Genomic DNA, 22,269 nt, shown 5'->3' with positions numbered 1-22,269 from the left:
ATATGCCACTAAAAATAAAAATATGTGGAATAAAACATAATTTACAAAAAATATATAATCTATTTCCTGATTTTATAGGATTTATATTTTATTCCAATTCTCCAAGGTTTGTAGGAGATAATTTTTTCCATAAAAAATCAAATCAAAAAATATTTAAAGTTGGAGTATTTGTAAATGAATTTGAAGATAATGTCATAAAAATAAATAAAAATAATAAACTTGATTTTGTTCAATTACATGGAAAAGAAAATGTTTCTTATTGTGAAAGATTGTTTAAAAAAGGATTAAAGATTATTAAAGCTTTTAGAATAAATAATCTTTTTTTTTTCAAAAAAATTGAAGAATATATTCCTTTTTGTAATTATTTTTTATTTGATAGTGACAGTATTCATTATGGAGGAAGTGGAAAAAAATTTAATTGGTTGAAACTTAATGAGTATGATTTTAAAACTCCTTTTTTTTTAAGTGGAGGAATAGGAATGGAAGATCTAAATTTAATTAAAAAATTTTCACATCCAAAAATGTTTGGAATAGATATAAATAGCAAATTTGAGATCTATCCAGGAAATAAAAACATAGAATTGTTAAATACTTTTATAAAAAAAATAAGAAAATTATGAATTTTTTTGTTGATAAAGATGGTTTTTATGGAGAATTTGGAGGCTCTTTTATTCCAGAAATGTTATCAAATAATGTGAGAGAATTACAAAAAGAATATAAAAATATTATAAAAAGTTGTAGTTTTCAAAATTCATATAGAGAAATATTAAAAAATTTTGTTGGAAGACCTACTCCTTTATTTTTTTGCAAGAAATATTCAGCTAAATACAAAGCTAAAATTTTTTTAAAAAGAGAGGATCTTAATCATACTGGATCACATAAAATTAATAATACGGTAGGACAAGCTATATTAGCTAATAAATTAGGAAAAAAGAAAATTATAGCAGAAACAGGAGCTGGACAACATGGAGTAGCTACTGCTACTGTTTGTGCTCTAATGGATTTAGAATGTCTAATATTTATGGGGGAAAAAGACATGCATCGTCAATCGTCAAATGTTATTAAAATAAAATCTCTTGGAGCAAGAGTAATTCCTGTTATTAGTGGAGAAAAAACATTAAAAGATGCTGTTAACGAAGCAATTCGTTATTGGATTAATAATCCAGAGAGTTATTACTTAATAGGTTCTACAGTAGGACCTCACCCGTATCCTCAAATGGTTGCAGATTTTCAATCTATTATTAGTGAAGAAATAAAAAATCAATTAAAAAAAATAGAAGGTTTTTATAAACCAAATTATGTAATAGCTTGTATAGGAGGAGGTAGTAATGCAGCAGGTTCATTTTATCATTTTTTGAATGATAGATCGGTTAATCTTATAGCAGTAGAAGCAGCAGGATTAGGTGTGAAAACAAATAAAACAGCTGCATCTATATTTTGTGGTACTAAAGGAGTACTACATGGTAGTATGACATTATTATTACAAGATAAAAATGGTCAAGTTATTCCTGCACATTCTATATCTCCCGGATTAGACTATCCAGGAATAGGACCTATGCATTCTAATCTTTTTGTAAAAAAACGTGTTAATTTTATTCATGCTACAGATAAAGAAGCTTTAGATTCAGGATGTGAATTAGCTAGATTAGAAGGAATTATTCCAGCATTAGAAAGTGCTCATGCATTAGTTGCATTAAAAAAAGTAGTTTTTAAGAAAAGTGATGTTATTGTTATTACCTTATCAGGGAGAGGAGATAAAGATATAGATGTTTATGATAAATTTTATTCCAAATTAAATTATTAAACTTATGAATAGAATTCATAATTTATTCAAAAAAAAAAATAAGAAAATATTATGTATTTATTTTACAGCTGGTTATCCCAATATAGATAGTACTATAAAAATAATAAAAATTTTACAAAATCTTCCTGTAGATTTAATTGAAATAGGAATTCCGTATTCTGATCCATTAGCAGATGGAATGATTATACAAAATAGTAATAAAATTTCATTAGAAAATGGAATGGATCTTTCTTTTTTATTTTCTGAAATAGAAAAATTTAAGGATTATATTACGATCCCTATCGTTCTTATGGGGTATTATAATCAATTTTATAAATTTGGAGAAGAAAAGTTTTTAGAAAAGTGTAAAAAATTAAATATATCTGGATTAATACTTCCAGATCTTCCAGTTGAATATTTTATAAAAAAATATCGTAGTTTATTCAAAAAATATTTAATATCTATGATTTTTCTAGTAACACCTGAAACAGATTTAAATAGAGCTATTTTTTTAAGTAAAATTTCGGATGGATTTTTATATTTGGTTTCTTCAAATTCTATAACAGGAGAAATAGATTCTTTTGGAAAAGAACAAATATCGTTTTTCGAAAATATAAAAAAATCATCTATAGATAAAAAAATTCCAATATTAATTGGATTTGGAGTAAAAAATAAAAATACTTTTGAATTATGTTGTAAATACGCAAATGGAGGAATTATTGGAAGTTCTTTTATTGAATCGTTAAATAATCAAAATTTAGAGATGAGTATTAAAAAATATATAAATAATATAATAAATAATACAAATTAATACAATAAAAAATAATTATCTAATTATCTATTACTTCTTTTACCAAAAATAGATGTTCCAATTCGGATCAATGTACTACCATATTTTATAGCTATAGAATAATCTCTACTCATTCCCATGGAAAGAACATAATGTCCATATTTCTTTTTATATATATTATATAACTTTTGTAAATAATAAAACTCATCGTGTACTTTTGATAAATCTACAAAAGAAGCCATTCCCATGAGTCCTATTATATTGACATTTTTCATACACTTATAACTTTCACTTTCTAATATTTTATTAGCTTCTTTACTTGTGATCCCTGACTTACTTTTTTCATTGCAAATTTTTATTTGCAAAAGACAGTTAATAATTTTTCCTTGTTTACAGGCTAATTTATTAATTATTCTTAGATGTTCAATTTTTTGAACACTATGTATTAAATGAACAAAAGGTGTTAAATATTTTAACTTATTACTTTGAATTTTCCCAATCATATGCCATCGAATATCTTTTGGTAAAATTTTATATTTCTTTATCATTTCTTGAATATAATTTTCTCCAAAATTTCTATGACCTATTTGATATAATTTTTCTATAGAAAGAACATTTTGATTTTTAGATACAACTAAAATTTCAATATTTTTTGGAATTGATTTTTTTAACGAAAAATATATACTTTCTACATTATTATTCATTATGCGAATCTTTTTTCAAATTCTTTCATGATTTCTATCAAAAATAGAATACTTTCTATTGGTATAGCATTGTATATACTTGCACGATACCCACCTAATAGTCTATGTCCATCTAATCCAACAATATTTTCTTTTATCCACATTTTATTAAATTCTTTTTCTAAACTTTTTTTCTTTAAGAAAAATGAAACATTCATATTAGAACGATTATTTTTATGTATTCTATTTTCAAATAATTCATTATTATCTATTTCATCATATAATAATTTAGCTTTATGTTCGTTCTCTTCTTCTAAAATGGAAATACCTCCTTTCCTCTCTATCCATTCTAAAGTTAGCATAGAAGTGTAAATAGAGAAAACATTTGGTGTATTTAATATTCCATTGTTTTTTATGTGAATACGGTAATCTAAATAGGAAGGAATATTTCTTTTAATTTTTTCCAAAATTTCTTTTTTTATTATGACAATAGTCATTCCAGAAGAGCTTACATTTTTCTGAGCAGAAGCATAAATTAAACTAAACTGACGAAAATTTAACTTTCTACTAAAAATATCAGAAGACATATCACAAACTATTGGTACATAAGTTATAGGAAACGATTTCATTTGTGTTCCAACAATTGTATTATTAGACGTACAATGAAAATAATCTACTTTATCTGGAATATGATAATTTTCAGGAATGTATGTATAATTATTATCCTTTCCGGAAAATAAAATTTTTACTTTTCCAAAATTTTCTGCTTCTTTAACAGCATTATGAGCCCAAATTCCTGTGTCTAAATAAGCAGCTTCTTTATTCATTAAATTGTATGGAACCATTGCAAATTGTAATGTTGCTCCTCCTTGTAGAAAGAGAATAGCATAATCATCATTTAAATTTGTAATCCGTTTTACTAAACTTGCTGTTTTTTCTATTATTTCCATAAAATCTAAACTTCTATGAGAAATTTCAAGTAAAGAAATTCCGGATTCATTAAAACTAATGATAGATTTAGCAGATTTTTCAACTACTTTTTTTGGTAAAACAGAAGGACCTGCATTGAAATTGTGTATTTTCATAAACAGAATAACTAATTCTTATATCAAAATTAAAAAAAATACTAATTGTAATTATATTATAATAACAATAAAAATTATATAATTATATTTTTATTTCTAATATTTTTTTTGTTTGTTCCGTAATTTTAAATCTATTATCTAAACGATTTCCTCTATTTCCCATAACTAAAACGATATTATTGTTTCCGTTAATTAACAACCACGTATTCTCTTTTTCCAGAAAAGAATACTTATTTTCTTTATAGTATTTACTTAATTTTTTTTTCCCTTTCATGTTAATAGGATAAAAATAATCTCCATTTCTCCAGGTTCTTATGTATAATGGAAATTTAATTTTTTCAAAATCTACAAAAAAATGATTATTATTACTATAATAATCATTTGTTTTTTTTAATTGTATAGAAAAATCTATTTTAATAGGAAAATAATTTTTATCGAATTTTTTAATGTTTTGTATTGTATAATTTTTCCATTTTTTTCCCAATTTTTTATTAGAAAATAAAATCCAATGATTTCTATTTTTTAGAATGTAGTATTTATTTGATACAATATATTTTCCTGATTGTGAATAAATTAAAGATTTTAAACTATTTATATCACGAAATCCATATGGAGAAAATATTTTAAATAAATAAAAAGATAAAGGAATTAAATTTTCTAATTTTTTATATTGGATTTTCCATATTAGAGGATCGTAATTTTTCTCTATTGTAATATTTTCACATATTTCTTTTATTTTATCTTCTATTATAAAATTATCGGATTGAAGATAATTTATAGTTTTTTTTATTCCATTAAAAAATAATGGAAAAGAAGAATAAAAACCATTTAAAGCTAAACGAAGTTTATTTCTTAGATATTTGGTTTCTAAATTACTGCTGTCTAATCTCCAATTTATATTTTTTATTTTAGAATAATGTAAAATTTCATTTTTTGTAAAATATGATAAAGGACGAATAAAATTTATATTTTTTTTAGGGATCCCTAACAAGCCTTTAACACTCGTTCCTCTCAAAATGTTTAGAAAAAAAGTTTCTATAGAATCATTTAAATGATGTCCTAAAGCAATATAATATCCACATGAATCATTTTTTTTTAGTAGACTATTGAACCAATCATATCTAAGTTTTCTTGCAGCCATTTGTATAGATAATTTTTTTTCTTTAGAAAAATTTATAGTATCAAATCTTTTAATATGTAATACTATATTTTTTTTTTCACAAAAACGTTTTACAAAAATTTCATCATCATTAGATTCTTTTTTTCTTAATCCAAAATTACAGTGAGCTACTTCTAGTTTTTTAATAGATAAAATATCCAAAAGTAAATTTAAAAGAACCATACTATCTAATCCCCCACTTACAGCTACACATATTTTTTTTATTTTTTCAAATGAAAAATCTTTTTTAATTTTTTCTAAAAAATAGTTAGATGAGTTATTTACCATAATAAAATTTATGTATCTGAATAAATAGACTTAATAATTTCTTTAATTACATTAATTTTAGATTTTTTTTTATCAATTTCTATTTTTATGGAAGCTTGTTCATAAAAAGGAACTCTTTTTAGCAAATGTTTCATTATGAATCTATATAATTCTTTTTTGGAAAAATTAAAAATTAAAGGTCTTTTTTCTTTTTCTAAAATCAATCTATTAAATAAAGTGTAAGCATCTATTTTTATATAAATTGTTTTTGAATATTTATTTAACAAATAAATATTTTTATAGAAACAAGGAGTGCCACCACCTACAGATAAAATATAAGAATGTTTCTTTTTTAGAATTTTTTTTAACATCAAATGTTCTATTTTTCTAAAAGAAGATTCTCCTTTTTTTTTGAAGAAGGAAAATATAGAAACTCCATAAGTTTTAGAAATAATAGAATCTAAATCATAAAAAATAATGTTTAGTTTTTTAGCTAACATAGCTCCTAAAGAACTTTTTCCACTACCCATATATCCTATCAAAGTGATTTTCATAAAAACACAAAATTTATAGTATATTTGTTCGATAATTAAGACCTGGTAGCTCAGCTGGTAGAGCATTACACTTTTAATGTAAGGGTCCTGGGTTCGAATCCCAGTCAGGTCACATTTATTTATGTGAATTTTATTTCTAATACCGTTGGGCAATGATCAGAATATCTTATTCCAGGTAATAAGTATGCGTTTATCATATTCTTTTTTAAAGAAAGAGTTACCATTATATAATCAATTCTCCATCCGCGATTTCCTATTCTTGCTTTAGATCTATAACTCCACCAACTATAATGATGACCTTCTTTAATATAATTCCTAAAACTATCTAAAAATCCTAATTTTATAAAATTAGTCATCCATTCTCTTTCTTCTGGAAGAAATCCAGATACTTCCTTATTTCGAATAGGATCATGTATATCTATTTTCTTATGACAGATATTATAATCTCCACAAATAATAATATTTTTCAAATTATTCTGAATTTTTTTTACATAAAAAAAAAATTCATTCATAAACATGAATTTATAATTTAATCTTTTTATCATGTTATTACCTGAAGGCAAATAAAGACTAATAATAGAAAAATGTTCAAAATCTATTCGTAAAACTCTTCCTTCTCTATCAATAGATTCTAAACCTATTCCGTATTCTATATGAATAGGTTTTTCTTTGCATAAGATAGCTACACCACTATAACCTTTTTTTATTGATGAATGCCAATAATGATAATATCCTAATTTTTCAAATATTTTTGTATTTATTTGTTCTTGAAAAGCTTTTATTTCTTGTAAACATAAAATATCTGGATTATATTTTTCAATCCAAATTGGTAATCCTTTATTAATTCCAGATCTAATTCCATTTATGTTATATCCTACTATTTTCATTGTAATGTTTTTATAAAATATTCAAAATAGTTATTATATTTGCCATAATACATGATAATTTAATCTGATAATTACTATAATAATAAATAAAAGCTTACAAAAGTAAGCTTTTATTTTTCCTATATATTCCTAATAATTAATATGGATAAACTTAAAATAGCTATTCAAAAATCAGGTCGTCTTTATGAGGACTCCATAAAATTTCTTAAAGATTGCAGTATTGAAATTAATATTGGTATAGATAAATTAAAAACAACGGCAATGAATTTTCCTATGGAAATACTTTTTTTGCGAGACGATGATATTCCTCAGTATTTAGAAGATGGAGTAGCAGATATAGGAATTGTTGGAAAAAATGTTCTTTTAGAAAAAAGAAAAAAAATAAAAATAAAAGAGACTTTAGGGTTTGGAAAGTGTCGTTTATCGATAGCTGTTCCAAAATCTTCAATTTATAATAACATAGAAGATCTAGATGGAAAACGTATAGCTACAAGCTATCCTTTTTTAGTTAGAGAATTTTTTAAAAAAAGATATATAAAAACAGAAATACATGAAATATCTGGATCTGTGGAAATAGCTCCTGGAATAGGTTTAGCTGATTGTATATGTGATTTAGTAAGTAGTGGTTCTACATTATTTATGAATGGACTTAAAGAAGTAGAAACAGTTCTTCAATCTGAAGCCGTATTAGCTTCTCACCTTCATTTGAGTTCTCCACAAAATATAATTATGGATAAATTATTATTTCGTATTAGAGCAGTAAAAAAAGCAAAAAATAATAAATACATTCTACTAAATGCACCTAATGAACGATTAGATAAAATTATATCTTATTTACCTGGAATAAAAAGTCCAGTTGTTCTTCCTTTAGCAAACTCAGAATGCAGTTCTGTTCATTCTGTAGTCAACGAAAACGATTTTTGGGGAATAATAGAAAATTTAAAAGCACTTGGAGCTCAAGATATTTTAGTTCTTCCAATAGAAAAAATTATACTATAACAAAGATAAATATGATTCAAGTATATTTTTATCCTTCTTTAAAAGAAAAGGAACACATCATAAAAAGAAAAACTAAATCTAGTTCTGATTTAATAAATTCAGTCATTCCTATTATAAATGATGTTAAATTACATGGAGATACAGCAATAAAATCCTATACAAAAAAATATGATCATGTCTATGTTGATAAAATTAAAGTGATAGAAAAAGATTTCTATGAAGCTAATGCAAATATTTCAAATTGTTTGAAAAAATCTATAGAAAAAGCATACGAAAACATTAAACTATTTCATAAAAAACAAATACATAAAAAATCAAAAATAAAGATATCAAAAGGAATTGATTGTTGGGTAAAAAATATTCCAATAGAAAAAATAGGTTTTTATATTCCCAGTGGTTCTGCTCCTTTACTATCTACTGTATTAATGTTAGGAATTCCAGGAAAATTAGCAGGATGTAAAAATATTATTTTATGTAGCCCTCCAAATAAAGAAGGAAAAATACATCCATCCATTTTATATGCAGCTAGATATGTAGGAATTGATAGTGTTTATAAGATAGGGGGTGCTCAAGCTATAGCTGCAATGGCTTATGGAACAGAAAGTATTCCTTCTGTATATAAGATATTTGGTCCAGGAAATTCTTATGTTACAAAAGCTAAGCAAATAGTATTGAATAGAGGAATCGTATCTATAGATATTCCAGCAGGTCCTTCCGAAGTTGTTATTATAGCTGATAGTAAAGCTTATCCTGAGTATGTAGCTTCAGACTTATTATCACAATCTGAACATGATCCAGAAAGTTATATTGTACTAATAACTAACAATAAAGAACCTTGGATAAATAAGGTGAAGAATGAATTAAAAAAACAACTATCATATCTTTCTGAAAAAGAAATTATTATTAATAATTCATTAAAAAATGCAAAAATAGTTATTCTTTCTTCTTTAGAAGAAGCAATTGCATTTTCAAATGAAATTGCGCCAGAACATCTTATCATTAATTGTGATAATGTTCATTATTGGGCAGAAAAGGTAATTAATGCTGGATCAGTATTTTTAGGTAATTATTCTCCAATAACTGCTGGAGATTACGCTTCAGGTACTAATCATGTTCTTCCTACATATGGAAATGCTAAATTTTATAGTGGAGTATCTATAGATAGTTTTGTTAGAAAAACAACTTTCCAAGAAATATCTAAGGAAGGATTAAAAGACTTGTATAAGTCCATAAGCATTCTATCTTCTGAAGAAGGGTTAATTGCACATAAAAGATCTATTGATATTCGTTTAAAAAAAAATTCGTTTTAAATAAAATGTAAATAAAAAATACATGAATAAAAAGAATTGTTATTCCAATTTTAATTTAATTTCCTTAATAAGAGAAAATATTTTATATATTGAACCTTATATTTCCGCTAGAATAGAATATAAAGAAGAAAAAAATTCTATTTTTTTAGATGCTAATGAAAACTCTTTTGGGGCACCTTTATCTTTTTATAACTCTTACAACCGATATCCAGATCCGTTACAAGAAAAATTGAAAAAAAAAATATCTTCTATTAAAAATATACCCCCATCAAAGATCTTCTTAGGAAATGGAAGTGATGAAATTATTGATTTAATTTACCGTATTTTTTCTTGTCCAGGAAAAGATGATGCGATCATATTTCCTCCTACTTATGGTATGTATGAAGTTTGTGGAAAAATTCATGGAGTAAATATAATAAAAATTCCTCTTCTAGAAGAAGAATATCAACTAAATTTGAAAGATATAAAAAAAGTTATTAATAATTATTGTAATAATAAAATTATTTTTATTTGTTCTCCAAATAATCCTACTGGAAATAACATAATAAGAGAAGATATAAAATCACTTATAAAAATGTTTACAGGAATAATTGTTTTAGATGAAGCTTATATAGATTTTTCTTTTGAATCCTCTATTTCAGAGGAAATAGATAAATTTCCAAATTTAATTGTTTTACAAACACTATCTAAATCTTGGGGATTAGCAGGATTAAGGATAGGAATAGCTATAGCTTCTAAAGAAATTATTTATTGGATGAATAAAATAAAATTTCCATATAACATAAGCATCAATTCCCAAGAGATAGCTATGAAAGCTCTTGATAATAAAGATTTATTTTTTTATAATTTAAAAAACATTCTTTCAGAAAGAGAATATTTAGAGAATTCTTTGAAAAGAATTCCTATTGTAGATAAAGTATATCCTAGTTCTTCTAATTTTTTTCTAGTAAAAATAAATTCATCTTCAATACATCTTTATCAATATTTAATAAACAAAAAAATTATTGTTAGAGATCGTTCAAAAGTTATTTTATGTGAAAATTGTTTGAGAATAACAGTAGGAACTCATGAAGAAAATGAATATTTGATAAGTAATATAAAAAAATATTCAGATAAAAAAAACAAAACATAAAATGAAAAAAATTTTATTTATTGACAGAGATGGAACTATTATTCAGGAAAATCCTCCTAACTATCAAATTGATTCTATCGAAAAAATAATTTTTTATCCAAGGGTTATATTTTTTTTATCAAAAATAGTCCAAAAACTAAAAAATTATGATTTAGTCATGGTAAGTAATCAAGATGGATTAGGAACAAATAAATTTCCTGAAAAAATATTTTGGCCTATACAAAATCATATTTTAAATATTCTAAAAACAGAAGGAATTAATTTTCATTCTATACATATAGATAAAAGTTTTCCTGAAGAAAAACTTTCTACAAGGAAACCTGGAATAGGAATGCTTACTTCTTATATAAATTCAAATTTATACGATATATCTAAATCTTTTGTCATTGGAGATAGATTAACAGACGTTTTATTAGCAAAGAATTTAGGTTGTAAATCTATATGGATTAAAAAAAATTATCATCATTATGATAACTTTACAGAGGATGAAAAATCTTATTATCCTACAATAAATAAGGAAAGTATAGAAAAAGTAATACTTCTTAAAACAGATAATTGGAAAGATATATATAATTATTTATTATTTATCAACAATAATAATAAAATTATATCATATCATAGAACTACATCAGAAACAAATGTTAAAATAGATATTTCATTATATGGAGTAGGAAAATCTCATATTGATACAGGAATTGGTTTTTTTGATCATCTTTTACAACAAATAGCATTTCATAGTTCTATTGATTTGAAAATCAATACAATAGGAGATAGTTATGTAGATGAGCACCATACTATAGAAGATACTGCAATAACCTTAGGAACTGTATTTGATAAATCATTAGGAAATAAAAAAGGAATAGAACGCTATGGATTTTATTCTCTTCCTATGGATGATAGTTTATCTACTGTTGTATTGGATCTTGGAGGAAGAAGTAAGTTACTTTGGAAAGTAAAGTTTTTTAGAGAAAAGATAGGGGATATGCCTGTAGAAATGTTTTATCATTTTTTTCAATCTTTTTCTATAAATGCAAGATGCAATATACATATTAAGGCTATAGGCAGTAATGATCACCACAAAATAGAATCTATATTTAAATGCTTTGCAAGAGCTATTAAAATGGCAATAAAAAAGAATGATTATAAATATGAAATACCTAGTTCTAAAGGAATATTATAAAAATTTTTAATGAAAAGTTAATTATGAAAATTATTATCATAAAATATCCCGCAGGAAATGTGCAGTCCGTTCTTTTTTCTTTAGAAAGAATAGGTGTACAAGCTATATTAACTGATGCTATAGAAGATGTTCAAAATGCGGATAAAGTTATTCTACCAGGAGTAGGAGAAGCTAATTTTGCTATGGAATATTTGAAAAAAAAGAAATTGGATGTGCTTTTATCAAAACTTGAAAAACCTGTATTAGGAATATGTTTAGGAATGCAATTATTATGTAAATCTTCAGAAGAAAGCAATACAACATGTATAGGAATATTCGATTCACAGGTTAAGAAATTTTCATCAAAGAATAAAGAAGATAAAATCCCTAAAATAGGTTGGAATACAATTCATAAATTAAAAGGACCTTTGTTTAAAAATGTTCCAGATGGAAGTTATCAATATTTTGCACATAGTTACTATGCGCATTTAGGACGTTATACTATAGCTAAAACAGAATACCTTATATCTTATAGTGCGGCTTTACAAAATAAAAATTTTTATGCTGTACAATTTCATCCAGAAAAATCTTCTTACGTAGGACATAAAATATTAGAAAATTTTATTCAATTATAATTTTTTGTATGAAAATGAATATTATTGTAGCTATAGATTTAATTGATGGAAAATGTGTTCGTTTAACACAAGGAGACTTTCAAAGAAAAAAAATTTATAATAATGATCCATTAGATGTAGCTTATATGTTGGAAGACAAAGGCGTATCAAGACTTCATATGGTAGATTTAGATGGAGCAAAAAAGGGAAAAGTAGTCCATTGGAAAACTTTGGAAAAAATAGCAAATAACACACATTTAATTATTGATTTTGGGGGAGGAATTCATACAGAAAATGATGTAAAAACTGTATTTGAAAATGGTGGGCACATGGTTTCGGTAGGAAGTATAGCTGTTAAAAAACCTATCGTTCTTAAAAATTGGATTGATATTTATGGATCTAATAGAATTTTATTAGGAGTAGATATTAAAGATAAAAAAATAGCAATCAATGGATGGAAAAATCTATCTAATATTCCACTTTGGGATTTTTTGAAAGAAAAAGAAACTCATGGAATAAAAAATATTTTTTGTACAGATATCTCAAAAGATGGAGTTTTATCTGGACCTTCTTTTTCTTTGTATCGTAGTATTATTAAAAAATTCCCAAAAATAAAACTTATAGCAAGTGGAGGTATTAGTAATATAGGAGACATTGAAAAATTATTTCATTTAGGTTGTCATGGTGTAATTGTTGGAAAGGCGATATACGAGAAGAAAATATCATTATTAGAACTAAGAAATTGGAAAGAAAATAATAATAAATTATGTTAGTTAAACGAATTATTCCCTGTTTAGATATAAGGGATGGAAGAACTGTTAAGGGAGTCAATTTTAAATCTTTGAAAGACGCCGGAGATCCAATAGAATTAGTTCGTTGGTATACAAAGAAAGGAGCAGACGAATTAATATTTCTTGATATTACGGCTACAAATGAAAATAGAAAAACTTTAATTACTTTGGTTAGAGACATTTCTCGTCATATTAATATACCTTTTACTGTCGGAGGTGGAATTAAAAATGAAGAAGATGTAGAATTATTATTGAAATCAGGAGCAGATAAAATATCTATTAATACAGCTGCTTTCAAAAGTCCAAAACTGTTAGAAACTTTTTCCAAGAGGTTTGGAAGCCAATCTATCGTTTTAGCTATTGATACAAAATATGAAAAAAATGATTGGTGGGTTTATTTAAATGGAGGAAGAATTTTTACCAATACTAGAACCTTAGATTGGGCTATAGAGGGGGCTAAAAGAGGTGCAGGAGAGATATTATTAACTTCAATGAATCACGATGGGACAAAAAATGGATTTGCTGTAGATATAACCAGAAAAATATCAGAAAATATTTCTATTCCTATTATAGCTTCAGGTGGCGCTGGAAATTTGCATGATTTTTATCAAATATTCCATTTTGGAAAAGCAGATGCTGCTTTAGCTGCAAGTATTTTTCATTATGGAGAAATAGAGATTCCAAAATTAAAATATTATTTGAACAGTCTTAAAATTCCAGTAAGAATTGAAATGTAATTTTATGAAAGAAAAAATAAACTTTGAAAAAGGGTTAATCCCTGTTATTGTTCAAGATTCGGTAACAAATAAAGTATTAATGTTAGGTTATATGAATCATGATGCTTATGAAAAAAGTATTTATGAAAAAAAAGTTACTTTTTATAGCAGGTCTAAAAAAAGATTATGGACTAAAGGTGAAATAAGTAAAAATTTTCTTCTTATTGAAAAAATATTAATAGATTGCGATGGTGATTCTTTATTAATTAAAGCAAAACCTACAGGTCCTGTATGTCATAAAGGGACAGATACTTGTTGGAAGGAAAATAATAGTAAAAATTTTTTATTTTATTTGGAAAATATAATTTCGAATAAAATAAAAAATAAAGAAGATAATTCATATGTATATAAATTATCAAAAAGAGGAATAAATAGAGTATCGCAAAAATTTGGAGAAGAATCTGTAGAACTTATCATAGAATCTAAAGATTCAAATGAAAATTTATTCTTGAATGAATCTGCAGATGTTCTTTTTCATTATCTTGTTCTTTTACAAAAAAAAAGAATTACTTTACAAAGAGTAATAAAAGTTCTTCAAGAAAGACATAATAAGTAACCTTTTTTAAGGTATATTGATCATCTTATGAATTTGAAGTGATAGCCTCCATTTAGGGTTTTCTTTTATATAAGTAATTATTTTTGGTATAATATAATTAAAATTATTCCACTCAGGTTGCAAAGAAAATATGCAATTTTCTTTATTTTTCACAAAAGAAGATTGCTTTTCAGCGAAAAGGAAATCATCTTCATTAAAAATAATTACCTTTAATTCATGAATTTTTTTTTTATAATTTTCATCTAATGGAAGTCTATTTTTTTTAGGAGAAATAGTAACCCAATCTATATTTTTATCTTTTATAAGATAAGAACCAGAAGTTTCTACATGAATTTTACATCCCAATCCCATATTTTTAATTCCCTTTGTCAAAGGAGATAAATCCCACATCATAGGTTCTCCTCCAGTAATAATAATGTTTTTAACCTTATTTCTTCTAATATTAGCAATAATTTCTTTAATAGGAATAAAATCTTCTTTTTTTATTTTCCAACTATATTTAGTATCACACCAATTACATCTTATATCACATCCTTCAAAACGAATAAAATAAGCAGCTATTCCTGAATGAAATCCTTCTCCTTGAAGAGAATAAAAAAATTCTTTTATAGGAAAATATGCTTCTTTCATCTCTTCAAAGCAGCAATTAAAGTGTTTTTTAATAACATAATACGTGTCATAGGACCTATTCCCCCTGGAACAGGAGTGATATAAGATGCTTTTCCATAAACACTATGAAAATCTACATCACCTATTAAAATAGTTTTTTTGTTCTTTTTTATAGTATTTATTCCTACATCTAGGATAATAGATCCTTCTTTTATCATATTATTTTTAATAAATCCTGGAATACCTAACGCTGCTACAATTATATCTGCTTGTTTTGTAAAAAATTCAATATTAGGTGTTTTACTATGAGTTATTGTTACAGTACTATTTCCAGGGTCTATTTTTCTACTCATTAAAATACTAATGGGGGATCCAACAATACGACTTCTTCCCAAGATTACAGTATGTTTTCCTGATATATTAATTTTATTTCTATCTAAAATAGTTAGAATTCCTAGTGCTGTAGCTGGAAAAAAGGCTTTCATTCCTAAAGCCATTTTTCCAAAATTTTCAGGATGAAATCCATCTACATCTTTTTTTGGATCAATAGATAAAATAATTTTTTCTTGGTCGATATGTTTTTCAAGAGGTAATTGTACTATGAATCCATCTATTAATGGATTATTGTTCATTTGTTTGATTGTTTCTAACAATTCTATTTCTGAGGTAGAAGAAGATAAATGAATAAGAGTTGATTTTATTCCTGTATTTTTACATTCTTTAATTTTGCTATTTACATATGTCTTACTAGAAGCATTGTCCCCCATTAAAATTATTCCAAGATGAGGAAGACGTTTTTTTTTCTTTATTATTTTTTCTTCTATTTCTTTACAAATTTCTTTTTTTATTTCTGATGCTAGCTTATTCCCATCTAATAATTTAGTCATTTTCTAATTTTCTAACTTCTATTTCTTTTGTTAATTGAATAAATTCTTTAAAAGATAATTCTTCCGCTCTTTTATCTAAAAATGGTATTTGGTAAAAATTTGAAATATTTTTAAGTGATTGTAAAGAATTTCTTAATTTTTTTCTTCTTTGATTAAAAGCAGTTTTAACACATTCTAAAAATAAATGTTGATTACAATCAACATTTTCCTTTTTTTTTTTTAAAGAAATTACTGCTGATTTTACATTTGGAACTGGAGTAAACACATTTTTCGTTACGGTAAAAAGTACCTTTACATGGTAAAATGTTTGTATTAAAACAGATAAAATTCCATAAGTTTTTTCTCCACTATTGGATACAATACGTTGTGCTACTTCTTTTTGAAACATTCCAATACATTCTGGGATATACTGATTATATTTTAAAATATGAAACAATATTTGTGAAGATTTTCCATATGGAAAATTTCCAATTATTGCAAAATTTTTTAATCCCATTTTTTCTGGATTCCATTTTAAAAAATCTCCATGAATAATTTTTTCTCCTAAAAAAGGGAATTTTTTCTTCAGAAAATCTGAAAGTGTTTTATCAATTTCTATCAAGAAAATTTTATAATCTGAATAAAATAGATATAAATATTGAGTCAACATACCATATCCAGGCCCTATTTCTATCACTGTATCATAATTTTTAAAAGATAAATTTTCAACTATTTTCTTTGCTATATTTTTATCTTTTAAGAAATATTGATCAAATTTTTTTCTATATATAGAATATCGCATACCGCAAATATAGAGAATATTATCTGTATCTTTCATATATTTGAAAAATGTATTAAATGTATTAAACGTATAGTAATTTTTTTAATTTTTAATAATGTTTCAAACTTCTTTCATAAAGAAAAATAAAAAAAAATTTTTATTAGGATTAGAAAAACGGAACTTTGATAAAGTTTTTTTAGTAGATAAAATATTATTGTTAGATGAAAAAAGAAAAAAGATCCAAACATCCTTAAATAAAATATTGGAAAAAGAAAATATTTTTTCTAATAGAATTGGAGAAATTTTAAATTATGATTCAGAAAATAAATCTGAAATAGACATTTTAAAAAAACGATCTTTTTCCTTGAAAAAGGATAAAAACATTCTTAATGATAAATTAAAAAAAATTACTAAAGATTTAGAAAATAATTTAGATCAAATTCCAAATATTCCAGATGATAAAGTAAAAAAAAAAAGTAATGATATTATTTTTTTACAAGATAAGATCTGTTTTCCTATTTTAGAAAAACCTCTTCCTCATTGGGAGTTATCTAAGAAATTTAAATTATTTGATTTAAGTTTAGGAACAAAAATATGTGGAAGTGGTTTTTCTGTTTATATGGGAAAATGTGCTAAATTACAAAGGAGTTTAATACAGTATTTTTTAGATCAGAATATAAAAGCTTCTTATGAAGAATATGTTTTGCCATATTTAATAAATGAAAATTCTGGATATGCTACTGGACAAATTCCAGATAAAGAAAATCAAATGTACTTTCTAGAAAAAGAAAATTTCTATCTTATTCCTACTGGAGAGATCCCTCTTATGAACTGTTATAGAAATAAAACATTTACGTACACTAATCTTCCAGTTAAAGCAACTACTTACACTTCATGTTTTAGAAGAGAAGCTGGTTCTTATGGAACTAAAGTAAGAGGATTAAATAGATTACATCAATTTGATAAAGTTGAAATTATTCAAATTACTACTTCTGAAAATTCTTCTCATTCTTTAGAAGAAATGATTTCACATGTTAAGAATATTATTCAATCTTTAAATTTACCATTTCGCATAATTTGTGTAAGTGGGGAGGATCTTGGATTTTCTTCTGCGATAACTTATGATTTTGAAGTTTATTCCATAGCACAAAAAAAATGGTTAGAAGTTAGTTCTGTATCAAATTGTACGAATTTTCAGTCTAATCGATTGAAAATTCGTTATAAAAATATTCATGGAGAAATAAAACTATGTCATACTCTTAATGGAAGCGCTTTAGCTTTACCTAGAATTATTGCTGTTCTACTAGAAAATAATCAAACTAAAACACATATTAATATTCCTAAAGTTTTGATCTCATATACAGGATTTGATAAGATTAAGTAAAAGTTTTTCATATGAAAGTGACTGAATATATAGATAATGCAAAAAATAGTTTATTTTCCTTTGAAATATTACCTCCTTTAAGAGGACATGATATTCAAGATATTTTTTCTACTTTAGATCCTCTTATGGAGTTTCATCCTCCTTTTATTGATGTTACTTATCATCGTGAAGAATTTATTTATGTAGAAAAAGAAAATGGTCTTTTACAAAGGAAAAAAATATCCAGAAGACCTGGGACTGTAGGGATTTGTTCCGCTATTATGAATAAGTATGGTGTAGATGCAGTTCCGCATCTTATTTGCGGAGGTTTTAACAAACAAATGACAGAAAATGCTTTGATAGATCTTAATTTTTTAGGAATAGATAATGTTTTAATTCTTAGAGGTGATCCTCTTAACTCTGAAAAGAGTTTCTTTGCAAAAGAAGATGGACATAGATATGCTGTAGAACTTGTAAAACAAGTAAAAAATTTGAATCAAGGAAAATATCTTGATAAGACTTTTATTAAGCAAAAAAATTATCCATTATTTAATTTTTGTGTTGGAGTAGCTGGATATCCAGAAAAACATTTAGAAGCTCCTAATATGGAGAGTGATTTATTTTTTTTGAAAAAAAAAGTTGATGCAGGAGCTGATTATATTGTTACTCAAATGTTTTTCGATAATAAAAAATATTTTTCTTTTGTAAAGAAATGTAGATCTGAAGGAATTTCTGTACCAATAATTCCAGGAATAAAACCTATTTCATCCAAACATCAATTAAATAGTCTTCCTGCTCGTTTTTATCTAAGCATTCCTAATGAATTAGTGAAAGAAGTGGAAAAAGCTAAAGATAAAAAAACGGTATTCCATATTGGAATTGAGTGGGCTATACATCAGTCTAAAGAGTTAAAAAATTCTGGTGTAAAAGTTATTCATTATTATACAATGGATAAACCAGAAAATATTTACCAAGTAGTTCAAGCTATTTATTAGATAAAAAGATGATTTATCAATTAATATTATATGTAAAGAGTTTCTTTTATAGATTTTATTATTTTTTCTTCATTAGGATACCAAATTTTAATTAAATTAGAAGCATAAGGAGCAGGTGTATCTAATAGTGTTATTCTATTTATAGGTGCATCTAAATAATCAAATGCTTTTTTTTGTACAAAATATGAAATTTCAGAACCAACAGATGAAAACGGCCATGATTCTTCTAGGATTACTAATCGATTTGTTTTTTTTACAGAATTCAATATAGAATCATAATCTAATGGTCGAATAGTACGAATATCTATAACTTCTACGTTTATATTTTCTTTATCTAATTTTTTTGCTATTTTCATAGCTGTTTTTATAATTTTCCCAAAAGAAACTAAACTAACATCAGTTCCTTTTTTTTTTATATCAGCTATTCCTATTGGAATAGTGTATTCTTTTTCTGGAATCATCATTTTATCTGCGTACATTTGTTCAGATTCCATAAAAATTACTGGATTATTATCTCTTATTGCCGATTTTAAAAGACCTTTAGCATCATAAGGATTACATGGAATTATAACTTTTAATCCAGGGCAACTTGCATACCAGCTTTCAAATGATTGAGAATGTGTAGCTCCTAATTGTCCTGCGTATCCGGTAGGTCCTCTAAAAACAATAGGAATACTCCATTGTCCTCCACTCATATAACGTATTTTTGCCGCATTGTTAATAATTTGATCCATAGCTACAAGAGAAAAATTAAAAGTCATAAATTCAATTATAGGTCTACATCCATTCATTGCAGAACCTATTCCTATTCCAGAAAAACCTAATTCTGATATAGGGGTATCAATGACTCTTTTTGGACCAAATTCTTCTAACATTCCTTTGGAAGCTTTGTAAGCACCATTGTATTCAGCTACTTCTTCTCCCATAAGATAAACAGAGTTATCTCTTCTCATTTCTTCACTCATAGCTTCTGCGATCACTTGACGGAAAGTTTTTTCTTTCATATTATAATGAATAGGCATAAAATTCTTTTTTATGGAAAAATATATAAAAAAGAACGGAAAAGAAAGAATAATCTTTCTTTTCCGTTACAAAAAAAAACAATAACTAAAATTAGTTATTGTTTTTTTCTTTTTCTAACTTTTCCTTTTCTAACTTTTCTTTTAGTTTTTTTATTAATTCTTCCTTTTCCTTTTCTAACTTTTCTTTTTCTCTATCCTCTTCTCTTATTATTTTTGATAATTTTCCTAAAAATATATTTTTTTCCCTAATACCTTTTAATTTTCCTTTTGCAACTTCTTTTTCTTTAAAAAATTCTTTTTTAGCTTTCATTTCTTCTTCTGAACCTTTTTGTTTGGAGCGCATTATCTTTTTTTTCTTTATTATTTCGTTCAGTACCTCCTTTTGATATTTTACCAAATCTTCAAATTCATCGTAACTGATATCACTCTCTTTTTTTAATTTTTCTAGTTTTTTTTCTTTTTCTTTTATTTTTTCAGATATCTCTTCTATCTCTTTGCTTTTAAATTCAATAGGAGGGGGAGTTGGAGAAGGTGTAGGAAGTGATTTTTCTACTGAAGTATTATTATCGTTAGAAAACGATTTTTCTTCTTCTGAGGAATCATCATCATTGCAGGATATAACAATACATGCTAGTATTATTGCGGAGATTAATGATTTTATTGGAATATTCATGATAAAAAAATTTAAATTTTAATGAAATTAAATATATAAAAAATTTGTTAAATAAATAATTTTATATATATTATATAATATAGAAAAAAATATATAATATGAAATAAAATAAACAATAGATTTTGTAAAATCTAAAAATATCCTATATTTAATTTTAATTATTTAGTGTAGTGTATGAAATTAGTGTAGTGTATGAAATTTAAATCTATTAAAAATAGATAATTTTTGTTTTCCTATGGATGAATTTATAAAATTAGCTATAAGAGGAATTTCCTTAAGTCAAATACAATCTGGAATATACGTATTGTTACTTGAAGAAGAATCTGGAAAAATAAAACTTCCCATTATCATAGAAGGAGTACAAGCGCAATCTATTGCTTATGCTATTAGTAAAAAAGATCCGTCTAGATCTTTTACTCATGATTTATTTTTCACTTTTGCACAAGTTTTTTGTATAAAATTAAAATCTGTTGTTATTTATAAATTAATAAATGGAATATTTTTTTCTTACATTTTATTTGAATACAATGAAAAAGAAAATGAACTAAATCAAGAAGAAAATAAAAAAAAGGAATATAAAATAGAATCTAGAACTTCTGATGCTGTTGCTTTAGCTGTTAGATTCCAAGCACCTATTTATACAACAAAAGAAATATTTGATCAAGCAGGAATTTATTTTGAAAATGGATTTCCTATTGATAAAGAAAATGAAAATGCTGAATTTGGAGATAATAATATTTTCATTTTTTTTAATGAAAAAAGCCAACAAGATTTAGAGAAAATGACAGATAAAGATTTAAACGCTCTATTAAATCAAGCTGTTGTCAACGAGTGTTATGAATTAGCTGCAAAAATTAAAAAAGAATTGGATAGAAGAGAATAAATAATTCTAATTATTTTTTTTTTCAAATCTTATAAAACTGTAATTATATAAGTGATCTTCATCTTTTTCGTAAAAAAATTCATGTACTTTTATCCAATTTTTTCTATTTATTATTGGAAATTTTGCATCTCCATTAAATTTTTTATGAACTAATGTTAATTCTATTATATCTGCTTTATCAATCATAGATCTATACACTTTTTCTCCTCCAATAATGAATATTCTATCATAGGTAAAATCCATAATTTCTTTTATGGAAGAAATAGTTTTTATTTTTTTTTTAAAAAAACCAATCGTATTTTTTGTTAAAATAATATTTTCTCTATTTGGAAGTATTTTTCCAATGGAATCAAAGGTTTTTCTTCCCATAATTATAGTTTCTCCAACAGTTAATGTTTTAAAACGTTTTAAGTCATTAGGTAAATGCCACATTAATTTGTTATTTTTTCCTATAAATCTATTTTTTGATACAGATGCAACAATAATAATTTTCATTATTATTATAATATTTCAATTTTTTTTATAATTTTAA

25 protein-coding genes and 1 tRNA gene are annotated in these 22,269 nt (G+C 24.8%); 15 read left to right on the top strand and 11 right to left on the bottom strand.

Translation table 11 applies throughout. The features are described from left to right. Positions 1-2: 2 nt before the first annotated feature. Genes trpF through trpA form a run of 3 tightly spaced genes read left to right on the top strand, consistent with a single transcriptional unit; the run spans position 3 to position 2,594 of the window. A complete protein-coding gene (gene trpF, locus H0H48_RS01070) occupies positions 3-620 on the top strand; it encodes a phosphoribosylanthranilate isomerase (protein WP_185871271.1) in 618 nt (205 codons plus the stop codon). Continuing rightward, positions 617-1,804, top strand: coding sequence for a tryptophan synthase subunit beta (trpB, locus tag H0H48_RS01065; protein WP_185871270.1), 1,188 nt, complete (start codon positions 617-619; stop codon positions 1,802-1,804). The genes trpF and trpB overlap by 4 nt, the downstream gene beginning before the upstream one ends. Before the next feature lie 4 nt (positions 1,805-1,808). Continuing rightward, complete coding sequence (trpA, locus tag H0H48_RS01060; protein WP_185871269.1) at positions 1,809-2,594, top strand: tryptophan synthase subunit alpha; 786 nt, start codon at positions 1,809-1,811, stop codon at positions 2,592-2,594. Between the two features lie 23 nt (positions 2,595-2,617). On the opposite strand, the gene H0H48_RS01055 is transcribed toward trpA, so the two are convergent. The 4 genes from H0H48_RS01055 to H0H48_RS01040 all read right to left on the bottom strand — a co-directional run bounded on the left by H0H48_RS01055 (position 2,618) and on the right by H0H48_RS01040 (position 6,321). Continuing rightward, positions 2,618-3,277, bottom strand: a complete 660-nt coding sequence (locus tag H0H48_RS01055; RefSeq protein ID WP_185871268.1) for a YggS family pyridoxal phosphate-dependent enzyme — start codon at positions 3,275-3,277, stop codon at positions 2,618-2,620. Beyond that, positions 3,277-4,341 carry a 3-phosphoserine/phosphohydroxythreonine transaminase gene (gene serC, locus H0H48_RS01050; RefSeq protein ID WP_185871267.1) on the bottom strand — a complete coding sequence of 355 codons (1,065 nt, stop codon included), beginning with the start codon at positions 4,339-4,341 and terminating at the stop codon, positions 3,277-3,279. Before serC ends, H0H48_RS01055 begins: the two co-directional genes overlap by 1 nt. An 82-nt stretch (positions 4,342-4,423) precedes the next feature. Then, positions 4,424-5,788 (bottom strand): tRNA lysidine(34) synthetase TilS, encoded by a 1,365-nt coding sequence (tilS, locus tag H0H48_RS01045; RefSeq protein ID WP_185871266.1) that lies wholly within the window; start codon positions 5,786-5,788, stop codon positions 4,424-4,426. 8 nt (positions 5,789-5,796) lie between these two features. After that, on the bottom strand, positions 5,797-6,321 hold the full coding sequence (locus H0H48_RS01040) for a shikimate kinase (RefSeq protein WP_185871265.1): 525 nt from the start codon (positions 6,319-6,321) through the stop codon (positions 5,797-5,799). A gap of 39 nt (positions 6,322-6,360) precedes the next feature. Between H0H48_RS01040 and H0H48_RS01035 the strand changes: the two genes are divergently transcribed. After that, a tRNA-Lys gene (locus H0H48_RS01035) sits at positions 6,361-6,433 on the top strand. A 7-nt stretch (positions 6,434-6,440) separates the two neighbouring features. On the opposite strand, the gene H0H48_RS01030 is transcribed toward H0H48_RS01035, so the two are convergent. Next, a complete protein-coding gene (locus tag H0H48_RS01030) occupies positions 6,441-7,208 on the bottom strand; it encodes an exodeoxyribonuclease III (RefSeq protein ID WP_185871264.1) in 768 nt (255 codons plus the stop codon). A gap of 141 nt (positions 7,209-7,349) precedes the next feature. Here H0H48_RS01030 and hisG point away from each other — a divergent pair, with 141 nt between their 5' ends. The 8 genes from hisG to hisIE are packed head-to-tail and all read left to right on the top strand — an operon-like array spanning position 7,350 to position 14,545. Then, on the top strand, positions 7,350-8,207 hold the full coding sequence (hisG, locus tag H0H48_RS01025; protein WP_185871263.1) for an ATP phosphoribosyltransferase: 858 nt from the start codon (positions 7,350-7,352) through the stop codon (positions 8,205-8,207). An 11-nt stretch (positions 8,208-8,218) separates the two neighbouring features. Then, positions 8,219-9,517: a histidinol dehydrogenase gene (hisD, locus tag H0H48_RS01020; protein ID WP_185871262.1), complete on the top strand. Its 1,299-nt coding sequence runs from the start codon at positions 8,219-8,221 to the stop codon at positions 9,515-9,517. Positions 9,518-9,539: 22 nt separating this feature from the next. Further along, positions 9,540-10,649 (top strand): histidinol-phosphate transaminase, encoded by a 1,110-nt coding sequence (gene hisC, locus H0H48_RS01015; RefSeq protein ID WP_185871261.1) that lies wholly within the window; start codon positions 9,540-9,542, stop codon positions 10,647-10,649. Position 10,650: 1 nt separating this feature from the next. Continuing rightward, complete coding sequence (gene hisB, locus H0H48_RS01010) at positions 10,651-11,829, top strand: bifunctional histidinol-phosphatase/imidazoleglycerol-phosphate dehydratase HisB (RefSeq protein ID WP_185871260.1); 1,179 nt, start codon at positions 10,651-10,653, stop codon at positions 11,827-11,829. Positions 11,830-11,852: 23 nt separating this feature from the next. Next, entirely contained in the window at positions 11,853-12,443 is a 591-nt protein-coding gene (gene hisH / locus H0H48_RS01005) for an imidazole glycerol phosphate synthase subunit HisH (protein WP_185871259.1), read from the top strand. Between the two features lie 14 nt (positions 12,444-12,457). Then, positions 12,458-13,195, top strand: coding sequence for a 1-(5-phosphoribosyl)-5-[(5-phosphoribosylamino)methylideneamino]imidazole-4-carboxamide isomerase (hisA, locus tag H0H48_RS01000; protein WP_185871360.1), 738 nt, complete (start codon positions 12,458-12,460; stop codon positions 13,193-13,195). After that, the gene (hisF, locus tag H0H48_RS00995; RefSeq protein ID WP_185871258.1) at positions 13,189-13,950 is read left to right on the top strand and encodes an imidazole glycerol phosphate synthase subunit HisF; all 762 of its coding nucleotides are present in this window, start codon (positions 13,189-13,191) and stop codon (positions 13,948-13,950) included. The genes hisA and hisF overlap by 7 nt, the downstream gene beginning before the upstream one ends. 4 nt (positions 13,951-13,954) lie before the next feature. After that, positions 13,955-14,545, top strand: coding sequence for a bifunctional phosphoribosyl-AMP cyclohydrolase/phosphoribosyl-ATP diphosphatase HisIE (gene hisIE, locus H0H48_RS00990; RefSeq protein ID WP_185850555.1), 591 nt, complete (start codon positions 13,955-13,957; stop codon positions 14,543-14,545). Between the two features lie 6 nt (positions 14,546-14,551). Here the strand turns inward: hisIE and H0H48_RS00985 are convergent, their stop codons facing one another. The 3 genes from H0H48_RS00985 to rsmA are packed head-to-tail and all read right to left on the bottom strand — an operon-like array spanning position 14,552 to position 16,822. After that, positions 14,552-15,175, bottom strand: coding sequence for a 7-carboxy-7-deazaguanine synthase QueE (locus tag H0H48_RS00985; protein WP_185871257.1), 624 nt, complete (start codon positions 15,173-15,175; stop codon positions 14,552-14,554). Then, the gene (locus tag H0H48_RS00980; protein WP_185871256.1) at positions 15,172-16,041 is read right to left on the bottom strand and encodes a bifunctional 5,10-methylenetetrahydrofolate dehydrogenase/5,10-methenyltetrahydrofolate cyclohydrolase; all 870 of its coding nucleotides are present in this window, start codon (positions 16,039-16,041) and stop codon (positions 15,172-15,174) included. Before H0H48_RS00980 ends, H0H48_RS00985 begins: the two co-directional genes overlap by 4 nt. Then, entirely contained in the window at positions 16,034-16,822 is a 789-nt protein-coding gene (gene rsmA, locus H0H48_RS00975; protein ID WP_185871359.1) for a 16S rRNA (adenine(1518)-N(6)/adenine(1519)-N(6))-dimethyltransferase RsmA, read from the bottom strand. The genes H0H48_RS00980 and rsmA overlap by 8 nt, the downstream gene beginning before the upstream one ends. 94 nt (positions 16,823-16,916) lie before the next feature. On the opposite strand from rsmA, the gene serS reads away from it, so the two are divergent. After that, positions 16,917-18,185, top strand: coding sequence for a serine--tRNA ligase (gene serS, locus H0H48_RS00970; protein ID WP_185871255.1), 1,269 nt, complete (start codon positions 16,917-16,919; stop codon positions 18,183-18,185). Positions 18,186-18,196: 11 nt separating this feature from the next. Continuing rightward, positions 18,197-19,159 (top strand): methylenetetrahydrofolate reductase [NAD(P)H], encoded by a 963-nt coding sequence (gene metF / locus H0H48_RS00965; protein WP_185871254.1) that lies wholly within the window; start codon positions 18,197-18,199, stop codon positions 19,157-19,159. 26 nt (positions 19,160-19,185) lie between these two features. Here the strand turns inward: metF and H0H48_RS00960 are convergent, their stop codons facing one another. Then, complete coding sequence (locus H0H48_RS00960) at positions 19,186-20,181, bottom strand: pyruvate dehydrogenase complex E1 component subunit beta (protein ID WP_185871253.1); 996 nt, start codon at positions 20,179-20,181, stop codon at positions 19,186-19,188. A 91-nt stretch (positions 20,182-20,272) separates the two neighbouring features. Then, on the bottom strand, positions 20,273-20,854 hold the full coding sequence (locus H0H48_RS00955) for a hypothetical protein (protein WP_185871252.1): 582 nt from the start codon (positions 20,852-20,854) through the stop codon (positions 20,273-20,275). Between the two features lie 235 nt (positions 20,855-21,089). Here H0H48_RS00955 and H0H48_RS00950 point away from each other — a divergent pair, with 235 nt between their 5' ends. Beyond that, complete coding sequence (locus H0H48_RS00950) at positions 21,090-21,737, top strand: bifunctional nuclease family protein (protein WP_185871251.1); 648 nt, start codon at positions 21,090-21,092, stop codon at positions 21,735-21,737. Between the two features lie 6 nt (positions 21,738-21,743). Here H0H48_RS00950 and H0H48_RS00945 read toward each other — a convergent pair whose 3' ends face one another. Continuing rightward, a complete protein-coding gene (locus tag H0H48_RS00945) occupies positions 21,744-22,232 on the bottom strand; it encodes a dihydrofolate reductase (protein WP_185871250.1) in 489 nt (162 codons plus the stop codon). Between the last annotated feature and the right edge of the window lie 37 nt (positions 22,233-22,269).

It is taken from the genome of Blattabacterium cuenoti (assembly GCF_014252055.1).
Classification (GTDB): domain Bacteria; phylum Bacteroidota; class Bacteroidia; order Flavobacteriales; family Blattabacteriaceae; genus Blattabacterium; species Blattabacterium cuenoti_D.
This window is presented reverse-complemented; position numbering and strand designations above follow the sequence as displayed.